The following is a 19896-nucleotide window of genomic DNA, read 5'->3' as shown; positions in this document are numbered from 1 at the left end:
CATGAACGAGACGGATCCCACCGCGCACGGTCGCGGTCGGCGCACGCGCGCGGCCGGTGGCGGGCGACGTACGCGTGGACGCCACCGCCGGCGCTGGACGACGATGGGCCTGGCGCTGGGCGTGCCCGGTGTGCTCGGCCCCTACCTGCTGTTCGTGCAGGCCGACTCGGAGGCCGCGACGTTGGATTCCGACGCCTATTACGAGGTGGTGTCCGTGCGCAGCGACAAGGTGCTGGACGTGCCCGGCGCCGACACGTCCGACGGCGCCTGGACACGGCAGCAGAGCCGCGTGGCCGGTGCCGCGAGTCAGCAATGGCGGCTGAGGCCGACGGGGGACGGCTACTACGAGCTGGAGAACCGCAGCAGCAAGAAGGTCCTCGGTGTACGGGGTGCCTCCGTACAGCCGGCGGCCGCCATCGAGCAGCAGTCCGGCCACGGCGACGCCGCGCAGCAGTGGAAGATCGAGAAGGCCGGCGGTGCATCGGTGAAGATCGTCTCGCGGAGCAGCGGCATGGTGCTGGACGTGTGGGGCGGCTCCAGCGGCGACGGCGTGCCGCTCATCCAGTACGCGGACCAGGGCGGCACCAACCAGCGGTGGAAGCTGGTGAAGGCGGGCGGCTCGGGCAGGTACACCTGGCACAACGCGCAGATCGTCGGTGGCGGGTTCGTCACCGGGCTGGTCTTCAACCCCGCCCGCAAGGACCTGCTGTACGCACGGACCGACATCGGCGGCGCCTACCGCTGGGACGCTACCGCCGCCCGCTGGACCTCCTTGACCGACTGGATCGGCGGAGCCGACTGGAACCTGCTGGGGATGGAGAGCCTGGCGACCGACCCGGTCGACCCGAACCGCCTGTACCTCGCGAGCGGCACCTACACCAACGACTGGGCGGGCAACGGCGCGATCCTGCGCTCCACCGACCAGGGCAGGACGTTCCAGCGCACCGACCTGCCGTTCAAACTGGGCGGCAACGAGGACGGCCGGTCCATGGGCGAGCGGCTGGTGGTGGACCCGTCCGACCACGGCACGCTCTACCTGGGTACCCGAAAGAACGGGCTCTGGCGCAGCACCGACTACGGCGTGACGTGGAGCCAGGTCGGCAGCTTCCCCGTGAAGGACGGTGCGAGCAGCGGCGTCGGCCTCTCGTTCGTGACCTTCGGTCCGTCCGGCAGCCGGACGATCTACGTCGGGGTGGCCGACAAGACCACCTCGCTGTACCGCTCCACCGACGGTGGAAGCACCTGGCAGGCCGTGCCCGGCCAGCCGAAGGGGCAGCTGCCGCAGCACGGTGTGCTGTCCGGCGACGGCTCGCTGTACCTGACGTACACCAACGCGCCGGGCCCGAACGGCGTGACGGCCGGTTCGGTGTGGAAGCACACGCCGTCCACCGGGGGCTGGAAGAACGTCTCGCCGTCCAGTGGCGGTTACGGGTTCGCCGGCCTGGCGGTCGATCCGCAGCGCCCGTCCACGGTGATGGTGACCACGCTGGACCGCTGGTGGCCCTCGGACGAGATCTACCGGTCGGCCGACGGCGGCGCCTCCTGGAAGGCGCTCGGCGCGACCTCGGTCCGGGACAGCTCCGCAGCGCCGTACGTGGGCACCGGCATCGGTCACTGGATGGGCGCCCTGGCCATCGACCCCTTCGATTCCGGGCACGTGCTGTACGGCACCGGATCGGGGATGTGGGGCAGCAACGACGTGACCGCGGCGGACAGTGGGCGGGCGACGCACTGGACCATCCCGGCCAAGGGCCTGGAGGAGACCGCGACGCTCGGACTGATCAAGCCTCCCGGTCTTCCCCTGATCAGCGCCCTCGGCGATGTCAGCGGGTTCCGGCACGAGGACCTCACCAAGGTGCCCGCCAAGGCGCTCTCCGAACCGTTGTTCACCAACACCACGGGTATCGACTTCGCCCAGTCGAAGCCGCAGTTCATGGTGCGAGTCGGTCTCGGTGGCGAGCAGCACGGCGCCTATTCGACCGACGGCGGAGCCGACTGGGCGCCGTTCGCCACGGCGCCGGTGCGCGACGCGGGCGGCGGTTCCGCGGCAGTTTCGGCGGACGGCGGCACAGTGGTGTGGACCCCCGACGGCCAGGTTCCGTTCTACTCGACCAACCGTGGCTCGGCCTGGGCGGCGGCCTCCGGTCTCCCCAAGGACACGGCCGTCGTGGCCGACCGGTCGGCGGCGAACACCTTCTACGCCCTCAGCGGCGGCACCTTGTACGCGAGCACCGACGGCGGGAAGCGTTTCACCGCCCGGGCCACCGGTCTGGGCGGCGGGCAGCTCAAGACGGTTCCGGGCATAGCCGGTGATCTGTGGATCGCCGGCGGGGGCAACGGACTCCTGCACTCCACCAACGGGGGTACGAGCTTCGGCAAGCCCGGCGGCGTGCAGCAGGCGAGCGCCGTCGGCTTCGGCAAGCCGGCCCCGGGCGCCCGGTACCAGGCGCTGTACCTCAGCGGGAAGGTGAAGGGCGTCACCGGGCTGTTCCGTTCAACCGACGGCGGCTCGGTCTGGGTCCGGATCAACGACGACCAGCACCAGTTCGGCGGGATCGCCGTCAACGTCATCAGCGGCGACCCCGACGTGTACGGGCGGGTCTACCTGGGCGCCTACGGCCGTGGCGTGGTGTACGGCGACCTGTCCTGATGCTCCGGGCCCGTGGGCGGGCGGCGGTCCGCGCCGTCCACCCACGGGCCGGCGAAGCGGCACGGCCTCATCGTGCCGGGGTGAAGCCGCCCCAGACCGAGAGGGCGCCGCGGGGACCGTGGGCGTCGACGCGGTAGCCGTCGTGCTCGACCTCGCGTGCGCCGGCGGCGTGGTTGTACTGGCCGGCGAAGACATGCTGTCCGGCCGGTACCGTGCGGCCCGGCTTGAGGATCCAGCGGTAGACCACTGCTCCGCCCTCGTTCTGTACGGTGACGGTGAAGTCCTCGGCGGGCAGCGTCCGCCAGCTGCCGGTGCTCTGCACCGCGCCGGTCTGTGTGATGCGCAGTTCCACGGTGAGTGCGGTGAGCGGTTGGGTGGACTTCAGGGTGATGTTGCTCTGCGCCCAGAAGCTGTTGCTGTTCGTGCCCAAGGAGCCGGCCGACGACAGAGGCCCGTCCTGGACGTGCGCGTTGCCCGGCCGGGCCGAGCCCGCGGCGCCTGATGCCGAAGGGCTGGGGCCCGTCGGGGACGAACGGTCCGGCGTGGTCGGGCGGCCGGTGGCGGGCGCCGATGGTGTCGGCGGTGTCGGCCGGGGAGTCCCGGACGGCACGGACGGCGCGGATGGCGCGGCGGGGGTGGCCGAGACATCCGGCCGAGCCGGCGGCGACTGGACGATGGCGGCGACGGCGAAGCCGCCGACCGCCAGAGTGCCGGCCGCTGCCAGGGAAGCGAGCGCGATCCTGGGCCAGGGCCTCGCGCCCGAAGACTCGCGGTGGCGGACGGGGGCACCGGACATGCCGCGTTCCACGCGTGCCAGGATCCGGGCACGGTCGGGCTGGTGGGCCTCGGCGGCCGCGCGCAGCCGCCCGGTGAGTTCCTCGTTCAACGGCTCCTCCTCCCCGCCAACAGTTCCCCGGCTGCTCCTGTGCTGCCCAGCATCCGTTCCAGCTCGGCCATCCCCTTCGAGGTCTGGCTCTTCACCGTACCGACCGATATTCCGAGCGCCAGAGCGGTGTCCCTCTCCGACAGGTCGAAGGCATGCCGCAGGACCACGCACGACCGCTTCCGGAACGGCAACCGGGCGAGAGCGGTCCGCACGTCCACCACGGCGGCCACGTCCGGACCGTGCGACGGCTCCGCACCGCGGGACCAGAACAGGGCGATCCGGCGGCGCTCGCGCACCGTGCTGCGGATCCGCGACCGTGCCAGGTTGGCGACTACGCCACGGGCGTAGGCGAGCGGGTACTCGGCCTGGCGCAGCCGGTCCCAGCGCTGCCACAGCGCGATCAGGGCGTCCGCGGCCAGATCGTCGGCCCCGTCCGCCTCGCCCGTCAGGAGACGGGCGAACCGGGCGAGTTCGGCGTAGTGGCGTTCGAAGAAGTCGTGGAACTCCGCGGACGCGTCATCGAGGACCATGTCCGTTGGTCGTCCCCTCCGCAAAATGTGTGCGCTAACATCCGGGCGGCAGCGTACCAGTGCCCGGTTGGCCGGGGCGCGCCGATGCGGCGTGCCCCGGCTCTGCCCCCGCCGCGGTGAGTCTCAGTGCGCGGCGAACTGGACCCTGGTCGGTTGTGCGACGTTCGGCAGCAGCGCGGTCCCGTCGACCGTCAACTGCTCTCCGTAGATGTCGGTGATCCTTATCGCGCCGCCGCACCCACCGCCGTCGGCGGAGAGGAAGTAGTTGTAGTCGGTACGGGGCAGCTTCCGCCAGCCCTTGCTGGTGCGTACCTCCAGCCGTGCGACCGGATTCCGGTGGTCGATCACCTGGATGCCGCACCAGTGGGCGCTGGACCCGGTCTTGTACCGGAGGGAGAGGGTGTCGGACGTGCGGGGGCTCACCAGGCTCCAGGTGATCGGGATGCGGCCGACCTTGAGCTCGGCCAGTTTCGCGAAGGCCTGTTCGCTGAGGTCCAGTTGTCCGGGCGCGCAGGGGAGCGGGCATACGTTGGTGATCCGGACCGTGATCGAGGCGCCGTTCGCGGCGCGGACGCGCACGTACGCGCCGCAGGCCCTGGACGACTCGTAGTCGGTGGCGTTCATCGCCGCGATCATGAGGTCGTCGCTCGGGCCGAACAGGCAGGCGCCGTTGCCGTCGGCGGCGGCGTAGGCGGTGGCGACGCCCTTGTAGATGGTATCCGGCCGGATGCGTCCTGCCGACGGTGCCGGGGTGGATGCCGCCGGTGGGGTCTTCTTCGCCGCAGGCGGGGGCGCCGCCGCCGCGGTGGTTGTCGCGGCGGTCGCGCTCGGGGTCGCCGCGGTAGGCGAGCCGGACGCCGGGGGTGCTGGGCTCGTCGGGGCCGAGGGCGTGGCTCCCGTACGGGTGGCGGCGGGGGCGGCCACGTCGGCCCCAGCGCCGGCCCTGGCCTTGGGGCCGGGGAGCATGGCCGTCACCAGGCAGAAGAGGACGCCCGCGGCGGTCAGTATCACCGCTGTACCGAGCATCAGCCTGTGTCTGCGCCTGCGCTGCCGCGCGGCCTGCCGTGCAGTCTGCATGTCCGTCCGTTCGAAGATCCGAGTCGAGGTGCACTGCCTTGTCGCCGCAGGACGCGAAAAGGTTGCCGACGGTGGGAAGCAGGCGCGCGGCGGGTCCTTCAGGGCGGCCGGGCAGCGGTGTCCCGCATCGGTCCGCTCACTGAGCGAGGGAGTGCGGGGAAACGGGTCGGGCGGCACGGATGTCGCGAGGAGAGGCTCCGAGTGCGCGGCGACAGGCCTTGTTGAACGCCTGGAGGTCGGGAATGCCGACCGACGCGGCGACGGCGGGCACGCAGAGACGGGGTGCTCGGCCAGGCGGCCAATGCCTGCCGCAACTGAGCAGTCGGCACGTGAGTTCGGCGCCGGAGTCCTGGATCACCGGGACGCTGCGCGGAGTTCCACCTGAGCCCAGGCGGAGGTGGACGTCGGGGTGTGAGGACCGGCCCCGGTAGCGATGGCGGACCTCGGCGCCGGGCGGTACCAGGCTGACCTGGCCGGGGCGGATCGCGTACTCCGTGCCGTCCACCGTCAAATCGGCCTGGTGGTCGTACAGATGGAGCTGCCAGAGATCCGGGCAGGGAGAACACGTCCACGTGGCCGACCGGGCCGTGCATGCCGATGCCGACGGGGGCGAGAGCGGGTGGCTCGTCAAGGTGGGCGAGTGCCGCGTCGCTCACCGTGCCGGGCAGCCACCTCCGGCGGATCAACGAGTCCGACACCGGCCGCTACCAGAACCTGCGCGGCCAGGACCGACTGGCCTGTCCGGCCGTGACGGTGGTGCTTCTGCACCACGGCCTCTGGCACGAGGGCCGGCGCAACGACAGCGACGCCTGACCAGGGTCTCCAATCGCCCCGCGGAGGCACAGGCATGACGACCGGAGCGATCCTTCCCGAGCGGGGGCAAGACGCCGTGCCGGTGCTGCGGCAGCGGATCGTCGACGCGCGAGCGGAGCCGCAGGAGAAGGATCCCCGTCAGGCGCCGCACCCCTCCTCGGGCGGGCGGCCGGGCGGTGCCGCTGAGCCGAGGAGGGGTGGGGTCGGACTCCGAGCTTCGGGCTTCGGGGTCAGGATCCGGCCTTGCGCTTGTTGTAGACGTCGAAGCCGACGGCCGCCAGCAGTACCAGGCCCTTGATCACCTGCTGGTAGTCCGTGCCCACGCCGACCAGCGACATGCCGTTGTTCAGTACGCCCAGCACCAGACCGCCCGTGAGCGCGCCGATGACGGTGCCCACACCGCCGCTCGCGGAGGCGCCGCCGATGAAGGCGGCGGCGATCGCCTCGAGCTCGAAGTTGATGCCGGCCTGCGGCGTACCCGCGTTGAGTCGCGCGGCGAAGACCATCCCGGCCAGGGCCGCGAGGACGCCCATGTTCACGAAGGCGAGGAAGACGACCCGCTTGCTCTTCACCCCGGACAGCCTCGCCGCCGCCTCGTTTCCGCCGATGGCGTAGGTGTGCCGGCCGAGGATCGAGTTGCGCATCACGTATCCGAAGCCGACCAGCAGGACGCCGAGGATCAGGAGGACGATCGGCACCCCGTGGTAGCTGGCCAGCAGCAACGTGAAGGCCACCACGGCCGCGGTGATCGCGCCGAGCTTCACCAGGAACAGTCCGGCCGGGAGCGGTTCCAGCCCGTACGAGGCGGCCCGCCGCCGTCCGCGCACCTCCTGCAGGATCGCGACGGCCAGCACCACGAAGCCCAGCAGCAGGGTGAGGTTGTGGTAGTTGGTGTGGGGGCCGACCGCGGGGAGGAAGCCACTGCTGATGTTCTGGAAGCCCTTGGGGAACGGAGCCACCGACTGGCCTTGAAGGAGGATCTGGGTTCCGCCGCGGAACAGCAGCATGCCGGCCAGCGTGACGATGAACGAGGGGATCCCGAGATAGGCGATCCAGAACCCTTGCCAGGCTCCGGCGAGAGCCCCGATCAGCAGCGCGGCCACCAGCGCCACGGGCCACGGCGCGTGGTGCTTGACCATCATCACCGCCGCGGCCGCCCCGACGAAGGCGGCGAGCGAACCGACCGACAGGTCGATGTGCCCGGCGATGATGACGATCATCATGCCGATGGCCAGGATGAGGATGTAGCCGTTCTGCTGGATCAGATTGGTGATGTTGAGCGGCTGGAGCAGGATGCCGCCCGTCCAGAACTGGAACAGCAGCACGATCAGCGCCAGCGCGAGCAGCATCCCGTACTGGCGCAGGTTGCCGCGCAGCGCTCGTGCCAGTACGGCACCGGCCGACGGTCGTCGGCCGGGCTCTGGTGTGCGGGGCGTGGTCTCTGGGTTGGTCTTGGTCTGGGCCATGCCTCACACCTGCTTGTCGGGGTATGCCGCGCTCATGGTCATGAGCCGCATGAGGGATTCCTGGGTGGCTTCCGCGCGGTCGACCTCACCGGTGATCCGGCCTTCGGCCATGGTGTAGATCCGGTCGCACAGGCCCAGGAGTTCGGGCAGTTCGGAGGAGATGACGAGCACCGCCTTGCCCTGGGCGGCGAGTTCGGCGATGACGGTGTAGATCTCCGCCTTGGCGCCGATGTCGATGCCCCGGGTGGGCTCGTCGAGGATCAGCACCTCCGGTTCGGCGAAGATCCACTTGCTCAGGACGACCTTCTGCTGGTTGCCGCCGCTGAGTTTGCCGGTCTGCGCGAACACCGAGGGGGCCTTGATGTTCATGGTCCGCCGGAACGATTCGGCGACCCTCGCCTCCTCGTGCCGGTCGACCCAGCCCCGCCGGGCGACCTTGCCGAGGGCGCTCAGGGAGATGTTCCGGCTGATGTCGTCGCCCAGGTTGAGGCCGAGCTGCTTGCGGTCCTCGGTCACGTAGGCGATGCCGTGCCCAATCGCCTCCGGCACCGTCCGGGTACGGATCTCCCGGCCGTCCAGCCGCACCCGGCCGCCGGTCCACCGCCCGTACGAGCGGCCGAAGACGCTCATGGCCAGTTCGGTGCGGCCGGCGCCCATGAGGCCGGCGATGCCGACGATCTCGCCTCGACGGACGTTGAGGGAAACGCCGTCGACCACCTTGCGCCGGTGGTCGATCGGGTGTTGGACGCTCCAGTCCTCGATCTCCAAGGCCACCTCGCCGATCTCGGGGGCACGCTCGGGGAAGCGGTGTTCCAGGTCGCGGCCGACCATGCCACGGATGATCCGCTCCTCGGAGATGCCCTCGGAATCGATCGCGATGGTCTCGATGGTCCGCCCGTCGCGCAGGATGGTGACGGCATCGGCGACCCGGGCGATCTCGTTCAGCTTGTGCGAGATGAGGATGCAGGAGATGCCCTGTGCCTTGAGTTCGAGGATCAGGTCGAGCAGCTTGCGGCTGTCCTCGTCGTTCAGGGCGGCCGTCGGCTCGTCCAGGATCAGCAGCTTGACCTTCTTGGCGAGCGCCTTGGCGATCTCGACCAACTGCTGTTTGCCCACGCCGAGATCGGCGATCCTGGTGTGCGGGCTCTCGTCGAGTCCGACCTGCCGGATCAGTGCGGCGGCGTGGGTCAGCGTCTTGTGCCAGCTGATGACGCCCCGGGTGGCATGCTCGTTGCCGAGGAAGATGTTCTCGGCGATGGACAGGTAGGGCACCAGCGCGAGTTCCTGGTGGATGATCACGATGCCGCGCTGTTCGCTGGCCCGGATGTCCCGGAACCTGCAGGGCTCGCCCTCGAAGTAGATCTCGCCCTGGTAGCCGCCGTGGGGGTGGACCCCGCTGAGCACCTTCATCAACGTGGACTTGCCGGCGCCGTTCTCACCGCAGACGGCGTGCACCTCACCCGCGGCGACGGTCAGGTTGACCTCGGAGAGGGCCTTCACGCCGGGAAACGTCTTGCTGATCGACCGCATCTCGAGAACGGGTCGGGCCATGGTTGTGCATCCGTATCGTCGGGGCGGTGCGGCGCCGGGCGGTCCCGCGGGCGTCGCACCGCCGTTTCTTCGTCGCCGGACCCGTCGGTCGGGCTCCGTGGGCTACTTGAGCTGGTCCGCGGTGTACTGGCCGCTGTCCACCAGGACCTTCTGGTAGTTCTCCTTGTCGACACTGACCGGCTGGAGCAGCTGCGCCGGTACGGTCTTGACTCCGTTGTTGTACTGGCCGGTGTCGTTGACCTCGGGCTTGCCGCCGGTCAGTAGCGCGTCGCCCATCTGAACTGCCGCCTTGGCCAGTTGGCGGGTGTCCTTGTAGACGGTCTGGGTCTGCTCGCCCGCGATGATCGACTTCACCGAGGCCAGCTCGCCGTCCTGGCCTGTGACAACGGGAATGGGCTGGCCGGCGCCGTAGCCGACGCCCTTGAGCGAGGAGATGATGCCGATCGAGATGCCGTCGTACGGCGAGAGCACGGCGTCGACGCGGGCGGCGGTGTACGACTTGCTCAGCAGGTTGTCCATCCGGGACTGGGCGAGGCCGCCGTCCCAGCGCAGCGTGGCGATCTGATTGAAGGAGGTCTGGCCGCTCTGCACGACCAGCTTCTTGTCGTCGATGTACGGCTTGAGGACGCTCATCGCACCGTTGAAGAAGAACGTGGCGTTGTTGTCGTCCGGTGAGCCGGCGAACAGCTCGATGTTGAACGGGCCTTTGCCGTCCTTGAGGCCGAGCTTGTCGACGATGTAACTGCCCTGGAGGACGCCGACCTTGTGGTTGTCGAAGGTCGCGTAGTAGTCGACGTTCTCGGTGCCGCGGATCAGCCGGTCGTAGGAGATGACGGGGACGTGGGCGTCGGCGGCCTTCTGCAGCACGTTGGTGAGCGAGGAACCGTCGATGGCGGCGATCACCAGGAGCTTGGCACCCTTGGTGATCATGTTCTCCACCTGGGAGACCTGGTTCTCCACGACGTTGTCGCCGTACTGGAGATCGGTCTTGTAACCCTTGGCCTGGAACTCCTTGACCATGTTGTTGCCGTCATTGATCCAGCGCTCCGACGACTTGGTCGGCATCGCGATGCCGACGAGGCCGCCTTTGGCCTCCCCGCCGCCCCCGGCGGTCCCACCCTCGCCTGCGCCGTTGGCACTCTGGCCGCAGGCTGCCAGCGACAGCGTCAGACCCAGGGCGACAAGGCCCGCTGAAAGCTTCCGCACAGTTCCTCCAGTGATGTTCCGCGACCGGCACGGTGCGACCCGGTTGGGAGAAACCGGAAGCGGTCGAGCGGGGCCGGCCGGGAGTCGTTTCCTCGCACTGTGTGAAGTCCGGGTTCGCGGCGGCTCCGGCCTGGCGATACCTGAGTGTTAACGCTCACAAGTGCGCCGTCAAGGGTCTGTTCGGATCGCCGTTGGGGCGACGACGGGGCGGGGATCGCCGTTCTCCGCGATGCGCCTCCGCATCGAGCGCGTCCGGGGCGGTCTGACCGCAAGCGGCGGCTCCTGCGGCTGGGGTGAGGCGTATCCACGAGTGGACCGGATCTTGGTCCTGGGCACCCCGCCTGCCTACCGCCGCCCGCCTACCGCCTACCGCCTACCGCCTACCGCCGACCGCTCGTCTGCTCGAGGACGGGAGCGTGACGGGGTTTCGAGGGGCCCGCCCCGCCCGGCCCGCCGGTTCGGTGCCGCACGTCGCGGTCGGATCCAGCAGCTGGCCGAGGGTCCCATGGCTGTGGTGGAGAACAGATCCGGGCCCCGAGGCGGCCACCAGGCACCGTACCTGCTGCTCGGTCTCGGCCACCGCGCCGTGCACGACCTGGGCGGCCGGGGTTGGGTGCCTGGTCTTACGTTCTTACTGCGGTTCGGACCGCTCATTCGTGGGATCGATGGAGCCCGACTGCTGTCCCGCCGCGTCATGAACGACGAGACAGAACTGCTCCAGCTCATCGGCGATGTCCTGAAGTTACCGGGTGACGTGCGGTGGGCGTGGGCGCCGGCATCGCCGCGCTGGCGACCGGTCTCCTCCTCAACCACGGCCAGTCCGTCGCCTACCTCACAGGCCGGGCCGCGATCCGTCGCATGGGCGTCAGGCGGCTGGAGACATGGCTCCGCAACCGCAAGCTCGGCGGGGCGGCCGCGCTCGCAGCCCGGGCCGTGGAAGCTGTCCGGAACCAGATGGCCGCCCTGCGAGGCGAAGAGCTGGGCCGCCGAGCTCGTCGCCCGCTCGGTAGCCGCCCACAACCCGTCCCCTGGGACTCCGGGAAGGTCGGCGGGAACATGCGCGGACCTCGCCGCTACCACCGAGGCCTCCAGCGGGCCCTCAGCCTCTCCGCGCAGGTCGGCGTATTCTTCTGCCCGGTCTCCAAGGCGTACTGCGGCCGGAAGAGGAAGGAAGGTGAAGGACACAGGCAAGCAGTCCTCGCCCTCGCCCTCGCCCGGCGCCGCGTCAATGTCCTCTGGGCCGTGATCCGCGGACCACACGCCCCTTCCAGGCCGCTCCAGTCCGCGGCAGACCCGCTTGGCTTCAGGTGGGCAGTGCGGGGCCGTTACGGGTTGAGGCCGACTTACGGGGGCCTCAACTCCACCAACTCCCCGTGCGGTTGACCGTCCCGATTCTGCTTCAGCGATCCGACGGATTCTTGCAGAAGATCTTGACAGTCGCTCAGGCCCCTGGTCTCCTGCCTCCAACGCCGATGTGCGAGCTGCAAATTGTTAGCGCTAACAACGCTCGGCGTCCCCCCAGGGGGCCACACCTTGTCGCCGCTCCGACGCGCCGTGCCCGATCCAGCCGGATCCGCAGGCGCCGAGGGCAGGTCGCCCCTGCCTCAACCGTGTGACAGCCCATCCGGTCACAAAGGAGATCTCAATGCGCAGACAAAGTTCCAGCCGCAGACGCCTGTCCGCGGTGCTCGCCGCCGCGGTTGCGGCCCTGGCCGCGTTGGCGGCGCTGCTCGTCGCCAGCCCGGCTCAGGCGGCCACCACCAGCGACTTGCGCGGTGTTGCCTCCGGCCGCTGTCTTGATGTGGCGGGCTTCAGCCAGACCGACGGCGCAAACGTGCACATCTGGGACTGCCACGGTGGAATCAACCAGCAGTGGACGTTGACGGACAGCAGCCAGCTGACCGTGTACGGCAACAAGTGCCTGGATGTCCGGGGCGGCGCCACCACGTCCGGGGCCCCGGTGCAGATCTGGACGTGCAACGGCAGCGAGAACCAGCAGTGGCGGGTGAACTCCGACGGCACGATCGTCGGCGTGCGGTCCGGGCTGTGCCTGGAGGTCTCGGGCTGGGGTACGGCCAACGGCACGGGCGTGCAGCTCTGGTCGTGCCACGGTGGCAGCAACCAGAAGTGGACCGGTCTGTCCGGGGCGAGCAACGCGTGTGCTCTTCCGTCGACCTACCGGTGGACCTCGACGGGTCCGCTGGCGCAGCCGGCGAACGGGCAGGTCGCGCTGAAGGACTTCTCCACCACTACGTACAACGGCAAGCACCTGGTCTACGCGACCACCTCCAACGGAACGGCGTGGGGCTCGACGGCGTTCAGTCCCTTCACGAACTGGTCGGACATGGGGGCGGCCACCCAGACCAAGATGAACGAGCCTGCGGTGGCGCCCGAGCTGTTCTACTTCGCGCCCAAGAACATCTGGGTGATGGTCTCCCAGTGGAGTCAGTGGCCGCTCTACTACCGCACGTCCAGCGACCCCACCAACCCCAACGGCTGGTCCGCCGCGCAGCCGCTGTTCACCGGCAGCCTCCCCGAGGGCCCCGCGCCGGGCCAGAAGGACGCCCCGATCGACCCGACCATGATCGCCGACGACCAGAACATGTACCTGTTCTTCGCCGCTGACAACGGCAAGATCTACCGGGCGAGCATGCCGATCGGGAACTTCCCGGGCAACTTCGGCTCCTCGTACACGACGATCATGAGCGACGCGACGGACCTCCTGTTCGAGGCGCCGGAGGTCTACAAGGTCCAGGGCCAGAACCAGTACCTCATGATCGTTGAGGCGCAGGGTTCGAACCGCTACTTCCGCTCGTTCACCGCCTCCAGCCTGAACGGTCCGTGGACCGTCCAGGCCGGCAGTGAGAGCAGCCCCTTCGCGGGCCAGGCCAACAGCGGTTCCACCTGGGCCAAGGGCGTCAGCCATGGTGACCTGGTCCGCAACAACCCCGACCAGACCATGACCATCGATCCCTGCAACCTGCAGTTCCTCTACCAGGGCCTCCCCACCAGCACACCGGAGGGCACCGACTACCTGAAGCTGCCGTACCGGCCGGGTCTGCTCACCCTGCAGCGCTGAGCCGCCCGATCCACGGTGATCGCGATGTGGTGCGGTCCGCCGACGTGTAGACGAGCGGTTTACGGCGTGGGCAACTCCACCTGCTGACCCATACTCACCGCACCGAGGAGCCCCAGCCGCGCATCGGCTGGGGCTCCTCATTCTGTCTCCGGCGTCGATCTCGCCCGCGTCTATCCCTTACAGCTCCGGTTCGGCCAAGGCACAGGGGAGCCGGGCCGTGGAACGCCACGGCCCGGCTCTTGGGTGCACCGGCTCAGCGGGCGCCGAGGAGGTGTTCGAGGGCGAGCTGGTCCAGCTGCTCGAAGGCCATGCCGCGGCGGGCGGCGGCGTCGACGTCGAATTCGGCGAAGGCGGTCGGGTCGGCCAGTAGCCCGGCCAGGCCGTCCGCGGCAGTGGGGAGGGCCAGTTCGGGCAGCCGGGAAGCGGCGAGCGCGGCCTGGACCTCCGGATCGGACCGGAAGGCGCGGGCGCGCTCCGCCAGGAGCAGGTAGTTGCGCATGCAGCCGGCCGCCGAAGCCCAGACTCCGGCGGAGTCCTCGGTGCGCGGCGGCTTGAAGTCGAAGTGACGGGGGCCGTCGTAGCCGGCCGACTCCAGGAGGTCGACCAGCCAGAAGGCCTGGCGCAGGTCGCCCGCGCCGAAGCGCAGGTCCTGGTCGTACTTGATGCCGGTCTGACCGTTGAGGTCGATGTGGAACAGCTTGTCGTGCCACAGGGCCTGGGCGATGCCGTGCGGGAAGTTCAGCCCGGCCATCTGCTCGTGGCCGACCTCCGGGTTGAGCCCGACCCGCTCGGGCCGCTCCAGCTCGTTGATGAACGCCAGGGCGTGGCCGATGGTGGGCAGCAGGATGTCGCCGCGCGGCTCGTTGGGCTTGGGCTCGATCGCGAAGCGCAGGTCGTACCCCTGGTTCTCGACGTACTCGCCCAGCAGGTCGAAGGCCTCCTTCAGCCGGTCGAGGGCGCAGCGCACGTCCTTGGCCGCGCCCGACTCCGCGCCTTCGCGGCCGCCCCAGGCGACGTAGACCGAGGCGCCGAGTTCCACGGCCAGGTCGATGTTGCGGATCGTCTTGCGGAGCGCGTACCGGCGCACGTCCCGGTCGTTCGCGGTGAAGGCGCCGTCCTTGAACACCGGGTGGGTGAAGAGGTTGGTGGTGGCCATCGGGACCTTCAGCCCGGCCGTGTCGAGTGCGGTGCGGAAGCGCTTGACCGCCTGCTCGCGGGCGGCCTCGCCGGCGCCGAAGGGGATCAGGTCGTCGTCGTGGAACGTGACGCCGTAGGCGCCGAGCTCGGCCAGCCGCTCCACGCTCTCGACCGGGTCGAGGGCGGGTCGGGTGGCGTCGCCGAAGGGGTCCCGGCCCTGCCAGCCGACGGTCCACAGGCCGAAGGTGAACTTGTGCGCGGGGGTGGGGACGAGCGGGTCGCTGGTCATGAGGCGCTCCGGTTCCGGGCCGAGGGCTATTTGTAATGGCGAAAAACAAATTAGTATGCCGAGACGCCAGAAGGAACCCCACCGGAGGAACGCATGTCTGCTCAGCGTGTCGTGATCGGTGTCGACAGTTCGACCCAGTCCACGAAAGCCCTCGCCGTCGACATCGACACAGGCGCCGTCGTGGGCGAGGGCCGCGCCGCACACACCGTCAGTGAGGGCGCCGGCCGCGAGAGCGACCCCGAACAGTGGTGGCGGGCGCTAGGCAAGGCCATGGCGGGCACTGGCTGGGCGGATCGCGCCGCCGCGTGCTCGATCGCCGGCCAGCAGCACGGCCTGGTCACTCTCGACGCGGCCGGACGGCCGGTGCGCCCGGCGCTGCTCTGGAACGACGTCCGCTCCGCCCCGCAGGCCGCCGAACTCGCGGCCGCGTTCGGCGCGGCAGAGCTCGCCCGCCGCACCGGAAGCGTCCCCACGGCCGCCTTCACGGCCGCCAAATGGGCCTGGCTGCACACGAACGAGCGTGCCGCCGCCGACCGCGTCGCGGCCGTCCGGCTTCCCCACGACTTCCTGACGGAGCGGCTGACCGGTGAGGCGGTGACTGACCGCGGTGACGCGTCGGGAACCGGCTGGTGGGGCCCGGACGGCTACGACCAGGACGTCCTCGGCCGGATCGGCCTCGACCCCGGGCTGCTGCCGCAGGTCCTGGCGCCGGGCGCCCGGGCGGGCGTCGTCCGAGCCGGGATGCCGCTGCGCGAGGGCGCCCTGGTGGCGACCGGGACCGGTGACAACATGTCCGCCGCCCTCGGGCTGGGCCTGACCCCCGGGCGTCCGGTGCTGAGCCTCGGTACCTCCGGCACCGTCTACGCCGTCGGCCGGACCCGGCCCGCCGACCCGAGCGGAACCGTCGCCGGCTTCGCCGATGCCCTCGGCGGCTGGCTGCCGCTCGCCTGCACGCTCAACTGCACCCTCGCCGTGGACCGCTTCGCCGCCCTCGTCGGCCGCGACCGGGAGGACGTCGAGGGAGGCGGCACGGCGGTGGTGCTTCCCTACCTGGACGGCGAGCGCACCCCCGACCTCCCGGGTGCTTCCGGCCTGGTCCACGGCCTGCGCCACGACACGACGCAGGGCCAGCTGCTCCAGGCCGCCTACGACGGCGCCGCCCACGCCCTGCTCACGGCCCTGGACGACGTGCTGCGCGCCGGAGGCGAGAACCCCGCCCCCGACGAACCACTCCTGCTGATCGGCGGCGGAGCCCGCGGCAGGGCCTGGCAGCGGACCGTACTGCGACTGTCCGGCCGAGCGGTCCAGGTGCCCGAGGCCCGGGAACTGGTCGCGCTCGGGGCCGCCGCCCAGGCCGCCGCACTGCTCACCGGTGAGCCCGCCGACGCCGTCGCCCGGCGCTGGCGGACCGCCGAGGGCCGGGTACTGGAGCCCGTACCCCGTGACGACGACACGCTCGAACGGATCACCAGTACGCTGCGGCGGGCGCGGGCCTTGCAGGAGGTCCCGCCGGGAGAGCGATAGGAGGGTCGGGCCGATGACGGGGACCGGCAGGGCGAGCGGGGGCGCGGAGGCCGCGCCCGCCTCGCAGCAGGGGATGCGCCGGCGGAACCTCGCGGTGGTGATCGGCGTGGTCGCCGCACACGGACCGCTCTCCCGGGCGGACGTGGCCGGGCACACGGGCCTGACCAGGCCGGCCGTCTCCTCCATGGTCGACGAGCTCATCGGCCGAGGAGCGCTGACCGAGACGGAGACCGCGCCCAGCGGACGGGTCGGCCGCCCCGGACGGGCGCTGGCCCTGAACGACCGGGGTCCCGCGGGCCTCGGCCTGGAGATCGGCGTCACCCATCTCGCCGCGTGCGTCGTGGACCTGCGCGGTGAACCCCGGGTGTGGCGTCGCGTGGAGCGGGCCAACGCGGGCCGGCCGGCCGGAGAGGTGCTGGCGGAGGCCGCCGCGCTGGGCGCCGAGGCGGAGTCCGAGGCCGCGGCCCTCGGCCTGCGCGTCGAGGGCCGCGTCCTGGCCGTGCCGGGGGTGGTGCCGAACTCGCCGGGCGGGCTGGTCGCGAACGCGCCGAACCTCGGCTGGCAGGCGGTGCGCCCCGCCGACCACTGGCCCGACCCCGAGACCGCGCCCGAGCCGGAGAACGAAGCCAACCTCGGGGCGCTGGCCGAGCAGTGGCACCGGGGCAACCCCGCCGAGACCTTCGTACACGTCTCCGCCGAGGCCGGAATCGGTGCCGCACTGGTCATCGGCGGGCAGCTGTTCCGTGGCGCCCGCGGCTTCGCGGGCGAACTCGGCCACCTGCCCGTCCACCCGGAGGGCGCCCCTTGCGCCTGCGGGGCACGCGGCTGCCTGGAGCAGTACGCGGGCGAAGCGGCCGTGCTGCGCGAGGCCGGGCTGGAACCCGTCGGCGACCCGGTGGCCCTGCTCGCCGAGCGGGCGGCCGCCGGGGACCCCGCGACCCTGCGCGCCCTGGACCGCGCGGGACGGGCCCTGGGCCTCGCCCTCACCTCGGCGGTGAACCTGATCGACCCGGACGGCCTCGTTCTGGGCGGCGCCTACGCCGAACTCGCCGACTGGCTCCTCCCGTCGGTACGCGCCGAACTGGCCGCCCGGGTCACCGTCCGGCCCTGGAACCCGGAGGCGGTACGCCCCTCCGCCCTGGGGCGCCGCGGACCGGTGCTGGGCGCAGCATGGTCGACCGTCCGGCAGATCATCGCTGATCCCGCCCGCCTGCCCATCCGCTGACTGGTGCTGTGACCGGAAGGGCTCACCGTGCCAGGACGCCAGGCACGGCCCGGCGCCCGGTGTGATCGAACACGTACAGCTGCCCCAGATCGACCAGCAGCGGAATCCGGGCGCCCACCCGTACCCGGACATGGGGCCCCGTGCGCACCACGAGGTCGCCGCGCACCGCCCCCTGTCGTGCCGGAGCGGTGTTCGCGTCAGTGCCCTGAGCTGATGCCGGCGGCGCCTCCAGGACCCCGGCCGGACCGGACAGCCGTTCCATGGCCCGGTCCCTGAGTCGGCTGAGGCCGCTCTGGTTCTGTCTGTGGCTGCGCCTGGGACTGGTACACCGCTGCGGGGCCACTCGGAAGCGGGCCGGGACTCCCACGCCGCCGAGCACTTCTCCCTCACCGTGGAACCGGCAGAGTTCCTGGTCCTGTTGGGCCCTTCGGGCTGCGGATCACCAGGACCCCCTGGGCGTCGCCGTCCAGGAGACCCGGACCGACTACAGCCGCTTCGACAACCCGGTCTACGTCCCCAGCACGTGGACGGGCACGATGCCGAACGGCGACGCGGTGAACGCCGCCTCCACCTTCGCCTCGATCCGCACCTTCTACCAGGACGACCCGGCCTGGCCGAAGATCGAGGCCTACCTCGAGGGCGGCGCCGCGCCCGCCTTCACGTACCACCGGTTCTGGGCCCAGGCGGACATCGCCCTGGCCATGGGTTCGTACGCGGAGCTGCTCGAATAACAGCCCGCCCCGCCTGAAGAGCAGCTCCGCGTACGACGAGGCCGGGCAGCCCGCAAGGGCTGCCCGGCCTCTACGCGTCCATCCGGCACCCGCTCTGCCGGAAGCCCGGGCCGCGTCGTTACCGGTGACGGCGGCACGCCCCGGGCTGCGAGCGGTTCACAGCCCCAGCGCCAGCCGGTAGTACGCCTGGTTCCAGCGGAGATCGCGCCGGAACTGCTTCGGGGTGGTGGTCTCGTCGATGAGGGCGAGCTCCAGGCGGAGCATTTCCGCGAGGTCGTCGAGGTGGTCGGAGGTCAGGGCGGTGCTGAGGACGGTGTGGTGCGGTCCTCCGGCCGTCAGCCAGGATTCGGTGGAGGTCCGCAGGTCGGGGCGCGGCCGCCAGACCGCGCGGGCGACGGGCAGTGCGGGCAGCGGGTGAGGGGGTGCCACCACGTCGATGTCATTGGCGATCAGGCGGAAGCGGTCGCCGAGGTCGGCGAGCCCGACCACCACGGCCGGGCCGGGGGCCGCGTCGAACACCAGGCGCACCGGGTCCTCCCGCCCGCCGATGCCGAGGGGGTGGATCTCGCAGCTGGGCCTGGCGGCGGCGATGGTGGGGCAGACCTCCAGCATGTGCGCGCCGAGGATGAGCTCGTTGCCGGGTGTCAGGTCGTAGGTGTAGTCCTCCATGAAGGAGGTGCCGCCCGGGAGGCCGGCGGCAGCCACCTTGAGGGCGCGCAGCAGGACGGCGGTCTTCCAGTCGCCCTCTCCTCCGAAGCCGTACCCCTGGGCCATGAGCCGCTGGACCGCGAGGCCGGGCAGCTGGCGCAGTCCGCCCAGGTCCTCGAAGTTGGTGGTGAAGGCCCCGAAGCCGCCCGTTTCGAGGAAGGTGCGCAGGCCGGCTTCGATGCGGGCCGCGTAGCGCAGCGCGTCGTGCCGTTCGCCGCCCGGTCGCAGTTCCGGCGCCAGGTCGTACAGGTCGGCGTACTCCTCGACGAGGGAAGCCACCCCGGTCTCGTCCGCGCTGTCGACGACCTCCACCAGGTCGTTGACGCCGTAGGTGTTGACGGAGACGCCGAAGCGCAGCTGGGCCTCGACCTTGTCGCCCTCGGTGACGGCCACGTCGCGCATGTTGTCGCCGAAGCGGGCGACCTTGAGGGTGGCCAGTTCGGATCGTGCGGCGGCCGCCCGCGCCCAGACCGCGACGCGTGCGCTCGTCACCGGATCGGTGACGTGGCCGGCCACGGTCTTGCGGGGTACGCCGAGACGGGTCTGGATGTGCCCGAACTCGCGGTCTCCGTGGGCGGCTTGGTTGAGGTTCATGAAGTCCATGTCGATGGTGTCCCAGGGCAGGGCCACGTTCGACTGGGTGTGGAGGTGCAGCAACGGCTTGCGCAGCGCGTCCAGTCCGGCGATCCACATCTTGGCCGGCGAGAAGGTGTGCATCCAGGCGATCAGCCCGATGCACCGGTCGTCGGCGTTGGCATCGAGGCATACCCGGCGGATGGCGTCGGCGTCGGTCAGCACCGGCTTCCACACCACACGCGCGGGAATGCCGGAGGCGTCGGCCAGCGCGGCGGCGATCTGCCGCGACTGTTCGGCGACCTGCTTCAGCGTCTCCTCTCCGTACAGGCCTTGGCTGCCGGTGAGGAACCAGATCTCCTGGGCGGGGGATGCTTGGCTGGGCACATGGACTCCTGATGGTGACGTCCCGCAACGGTGGTGAGACGGCGGGCGGTTGGGGAAGTGGTGA

At 70.8% G+C, this 19896-nt stretch carries 14 protein-coding genes and 2 pseudogenes; 7 read left to right on the top strand and 9 right to left on the bottom strand.

Annotated elements, in window-relative coordinates; all coding sequences use genetic code 11:
* Position 1 precedes the first annotated feature (1 nt).
* Positions 2–2650, top strand: coding sequence for an RICIN domain-containing protein (locus tag OG247_RS00980; protein ID WP_327250341.1), 2649 nt, complete (start codon positions 2–4; stop codon positions 2648–2650).
* 67 nt (positions 2651–2717) lie between these two features.
* On the opposite strand, the gene OG247_RS00975 is transcribed toward OG247_RS00980, so the two are convergent.
* From OG247_RS00975 to OG247_RS00965, 3 genes are all read right to left on the bottom strand, one after another.
* A complete protein-coding gene (locus OG247_RS00975; RefSeq protein ID WP_327250340.1) occupies positions 2718–3536 on the bottom strand; it encodes a hypothetical protein in 819 nt (272 codons plus the stop codon).
* Positions 3533–4066 (bottom strand): SigE family RNA polymerase sigma factor, encoded by a 534-nt coding sequence (locus OG247_RS00970; RefSeq protein ID WP_327250339.1) that lies wholly within the window; start codon positions 4064–4066, stop codon positions 3533–3535. The genes OG247_RS00975 and OG247_RS00970 overlap by 4 nt, the downstream gene beginning before the upstream one ends.
* A gap of 123 nt (positions 4067–4189) precedes the next feature.
* Complete coding sequence (locus OG247_RS00965) at positions 4190–5092, bottom strand: expansin EXLX1 family cellulose-binding protein (RefSeq protein WP_327250338.1); 903 nt, start codon at positions 5090–5092, stop codon at positions 4190–4192.
* A gap of 699 nt (positions 5093–5791) precedes the next feature.
* On the opposite strand from OG247_RS00965, the pseudogene OG247_RS00960 reads away from it, so the two are divergent.
* Positions 5792–5950, top strand: a pseudogene (locus tag OG247_RS00960) (phytanoyl-CoA dioxygenase family protein); the annotation flags it as partial.
* A 236-nt stretch (positions 5951–6186) separates the two neighbouring features.
* Here OG247_RS00960 and mmsB read toward each other — a convergent pair.
* The 3 genes from mmsB to chvE all read right to left on the bottom strand — a co-directional run bounded on the left by mmsB (position 6187) and on the right by chvE (position 10179).
* Positions 6187–7422, bottom strand: coding sequence for a multiple monosaccharide ABC transporter permease (gene mmsB / locus OG247_RS00955; RefSeq protein ID WP_327250337.1), 1236 nt, complete (start codon positions 7420–7422; stop codon positions 6187–6189).
* A gap of 3 nt (positions 7423–7425) precedes the next feature.
* Positions 7426–8973 (bottom strand): multiple monosaccharide ABC transporter ATP-binding protein, encoded by a 1548-nt coding sequence (gene mmsA / locus OG247_RS00950; protein WP_327250336.1) that lies wholly within the window; start codon positions 8971–8973, stop codon positions 7426–7428.
* A gap of 102 nt (positions 8974–9075) precedes the next feature.
* Complete coding sequence (gene chvE, locus OG247_RS00945) at positions 9076–10179, bottom strand: multiple monosaccharide ABC transporter substrate-binding protein (protein WP_327250335.1); 1104 nt, start codon at positions 10177–10179, stop codon at positions 9076–9078.
* A 759-nt stretch (positions 10180–10938) separates the two neighbouring features.
* Between chvE and OG247_RS00940 the strand changes: the two genes are divergently transcribed.
* Positions 10939–11562 carry a hypothetical protein gene (locus OG247_RS00940; protein ID WP_327250334.1) on the top strand — a complete coding sequence of 208 codons (624 nt, stop codon included), beginning with the start codon at positions 10939–10941 and terminating at the stop codon, positions 11560–11562.
* A 262-nt stretch (positions 11563–11824) separates the two neighbouring features.
* Positions 11825–13258, top strand: coding sequence for a non-reducing end alpha-L-arabinofuranosidase family hydrolase (locus tag OG247_RS00935; protein ID WP_327250333.1), 1434 nt, complete (start codon positions 11825–11827; stop codon positions 13256–13258).
* A gap of 253 nt (positions 13259–13511) precedes the next feature.
* Here OG247_RS00935 and xylA read toward each other — a convergent pair whose 3' ends face one another.
* Positions 13512–14684, bottom strand: coding sequence for a xylose isomerase (gene xylA, locus OG247_RS00930; RefSeq protein ID WP_327250332.1), 1173 nt, complete (start codon positions 14682–14684; stop codon positions 13512–13514).
* A gap of 93 nt (positions 14685–14777) precedes the next feature.
* On the opposite strand from xylA, the gene xylB reads away from it, so the two are divergent.
* Entirely contained in the window at positions 14778–16208 is a 1431-nt protein-coding gene (xylB, locus tag OG247_RS00925) for a xylulokinase (RefSeq protein WP_327250331.1), read from the top strand.
* Positions 16209–16221: 13 nt separating this feature from the next.
* Positions 16222–17433, top strand: a complete 1212-nt coding sequence (locus tag OG247_RS00920) for an ROK family protein (protein WP_327250330.1) — start codon at positions 16222–16224, stop codon at positions 17431–17433.
* A gap of 22 nt (positions 17434–17455) precedes the next feature.
* On the opposite strand, the gene OG247_RS00915 is transcribed toward OG247_RS00920, so the two are convergent.
* Positions 17456–17695: a hypothetical protein gene (locus OG247_RS00915; RefSeq protein WP_327250329.1), complete on the bottom strand. Its 240-nt coding sequence runs from the start codon at positions 17693–17695 to the stop codon at positions 17456–17458.
* Positions 17696–17873: 178 nt separating this feature from the next.
* On the opposite strand from OG247_RS00915, the pseudogene OG247_RS00910 reads away from it, so the two are divergent.
* A pseudogene (locus tag OG247_RS00910) lies at positions 17874–18164 on the top strand (glycoside hydrolase family 48 protein); the annotation flags it as partial.
* Between the two features lie 156 nt (positions 18165–18320).
* Here OG247_RS00910 and araA read toward each other — a convergent pair.
* Complete coding sequence (araA, locus tag OG247_RS00905; RefSeq protein ID WP_327250328.1) at positions 18321–19832, bottom strand: L-arabinose isomerase; 1512 nt, start codon at positions 19830–19832, stop codon at positions 18321–18323.
* Positions 19833–19896: the final 64 nt, after the last annotated feature.

The organism is Streptomyces sp. NBC_01244, from assembly GCF_035987325.1.
Classification (GTDB): domain Bacteria; phylum Actinomycetota; class Actinomycetes; order Streptomycetales; family Streptomycetaceae; genus Streptomyces.
The sequence above is the reverse complement of the archived record's forward strand: the minus strand, read 5'-3'. Positions and strand labels throughout refer to the sequence as shown.

Bases quoted from the DNA above. Each gene is read 5' to 3' on its own strand.
- OG247_RS00935 (WP_327250333.1), top strand. From the start codon at position 11,825: ATGCGCAGACAAAGTTCCAGCCGCAGACGCCTGTCCGCGGTGCTCGCC.
- OG247_RS00980 (WP_327250341.1), top strand. From the start codon at position 2: ATGAACGAGACGGATCCCACCGCGCACGGTCGCGGTCGGCGCACGCGC.
- xylA (WP_327250332.1), bottom strand. From the start codon at position 14,684: ATGACCAGCGACCCGCTCGTCCCCACCCCCGCGCACAAGTTCACCTTC.
- OG247_RS00970 (WP_327250339.1), bottom strand. From the start codon at position 4,066: ATGGTCCTCGATGACGCGTCCGCGGAGTTCCACGACTTCTTCGAACGC.
- mmsB (WP_327250337.1), bottom strand. From the start codon at position 7,422: ATGGCCCAGACCAAGACCAACCCAGAGACCACGCCCCGCACACCAGAG.
- OG247_RS00920 (WP_327250330.1), top strand. From the start codon at position 16,222: ATGACGGGGACCGGCAGGGCGAGCGGGGGCGCGGAGGCCGCGCCCGCC.
- OG247_RS00915 (WP_327250329.1), bottom strand. From the start codon at position 17,695: ATGGAACGGCTGTCCGGTCCGGCCGGGGTCCTGGAGGCGCCGCCGGCA.
- OG247_RS00965 (WP_327250338.1), bottom strand. From the start codon at position 5,092: ATGCTCGGTACAGCGGTGATACTGACCGCCGCGGGCGTCCTCTTCTGC.
- xylB (WP_327250331.1), top strand. From the start codon at position 14,778: ATGTCTGCTCAGCGTGTCGTGATCGGTGTCGACAGTTCGACCCAGTCC.
- mmsA (WP_327250336.1), bottom strand. From the start codon at position 8,973: ATGGCCCGACCCGTTCTCGAGATGCGGTCGATCAGCAAGACGTTTCCC.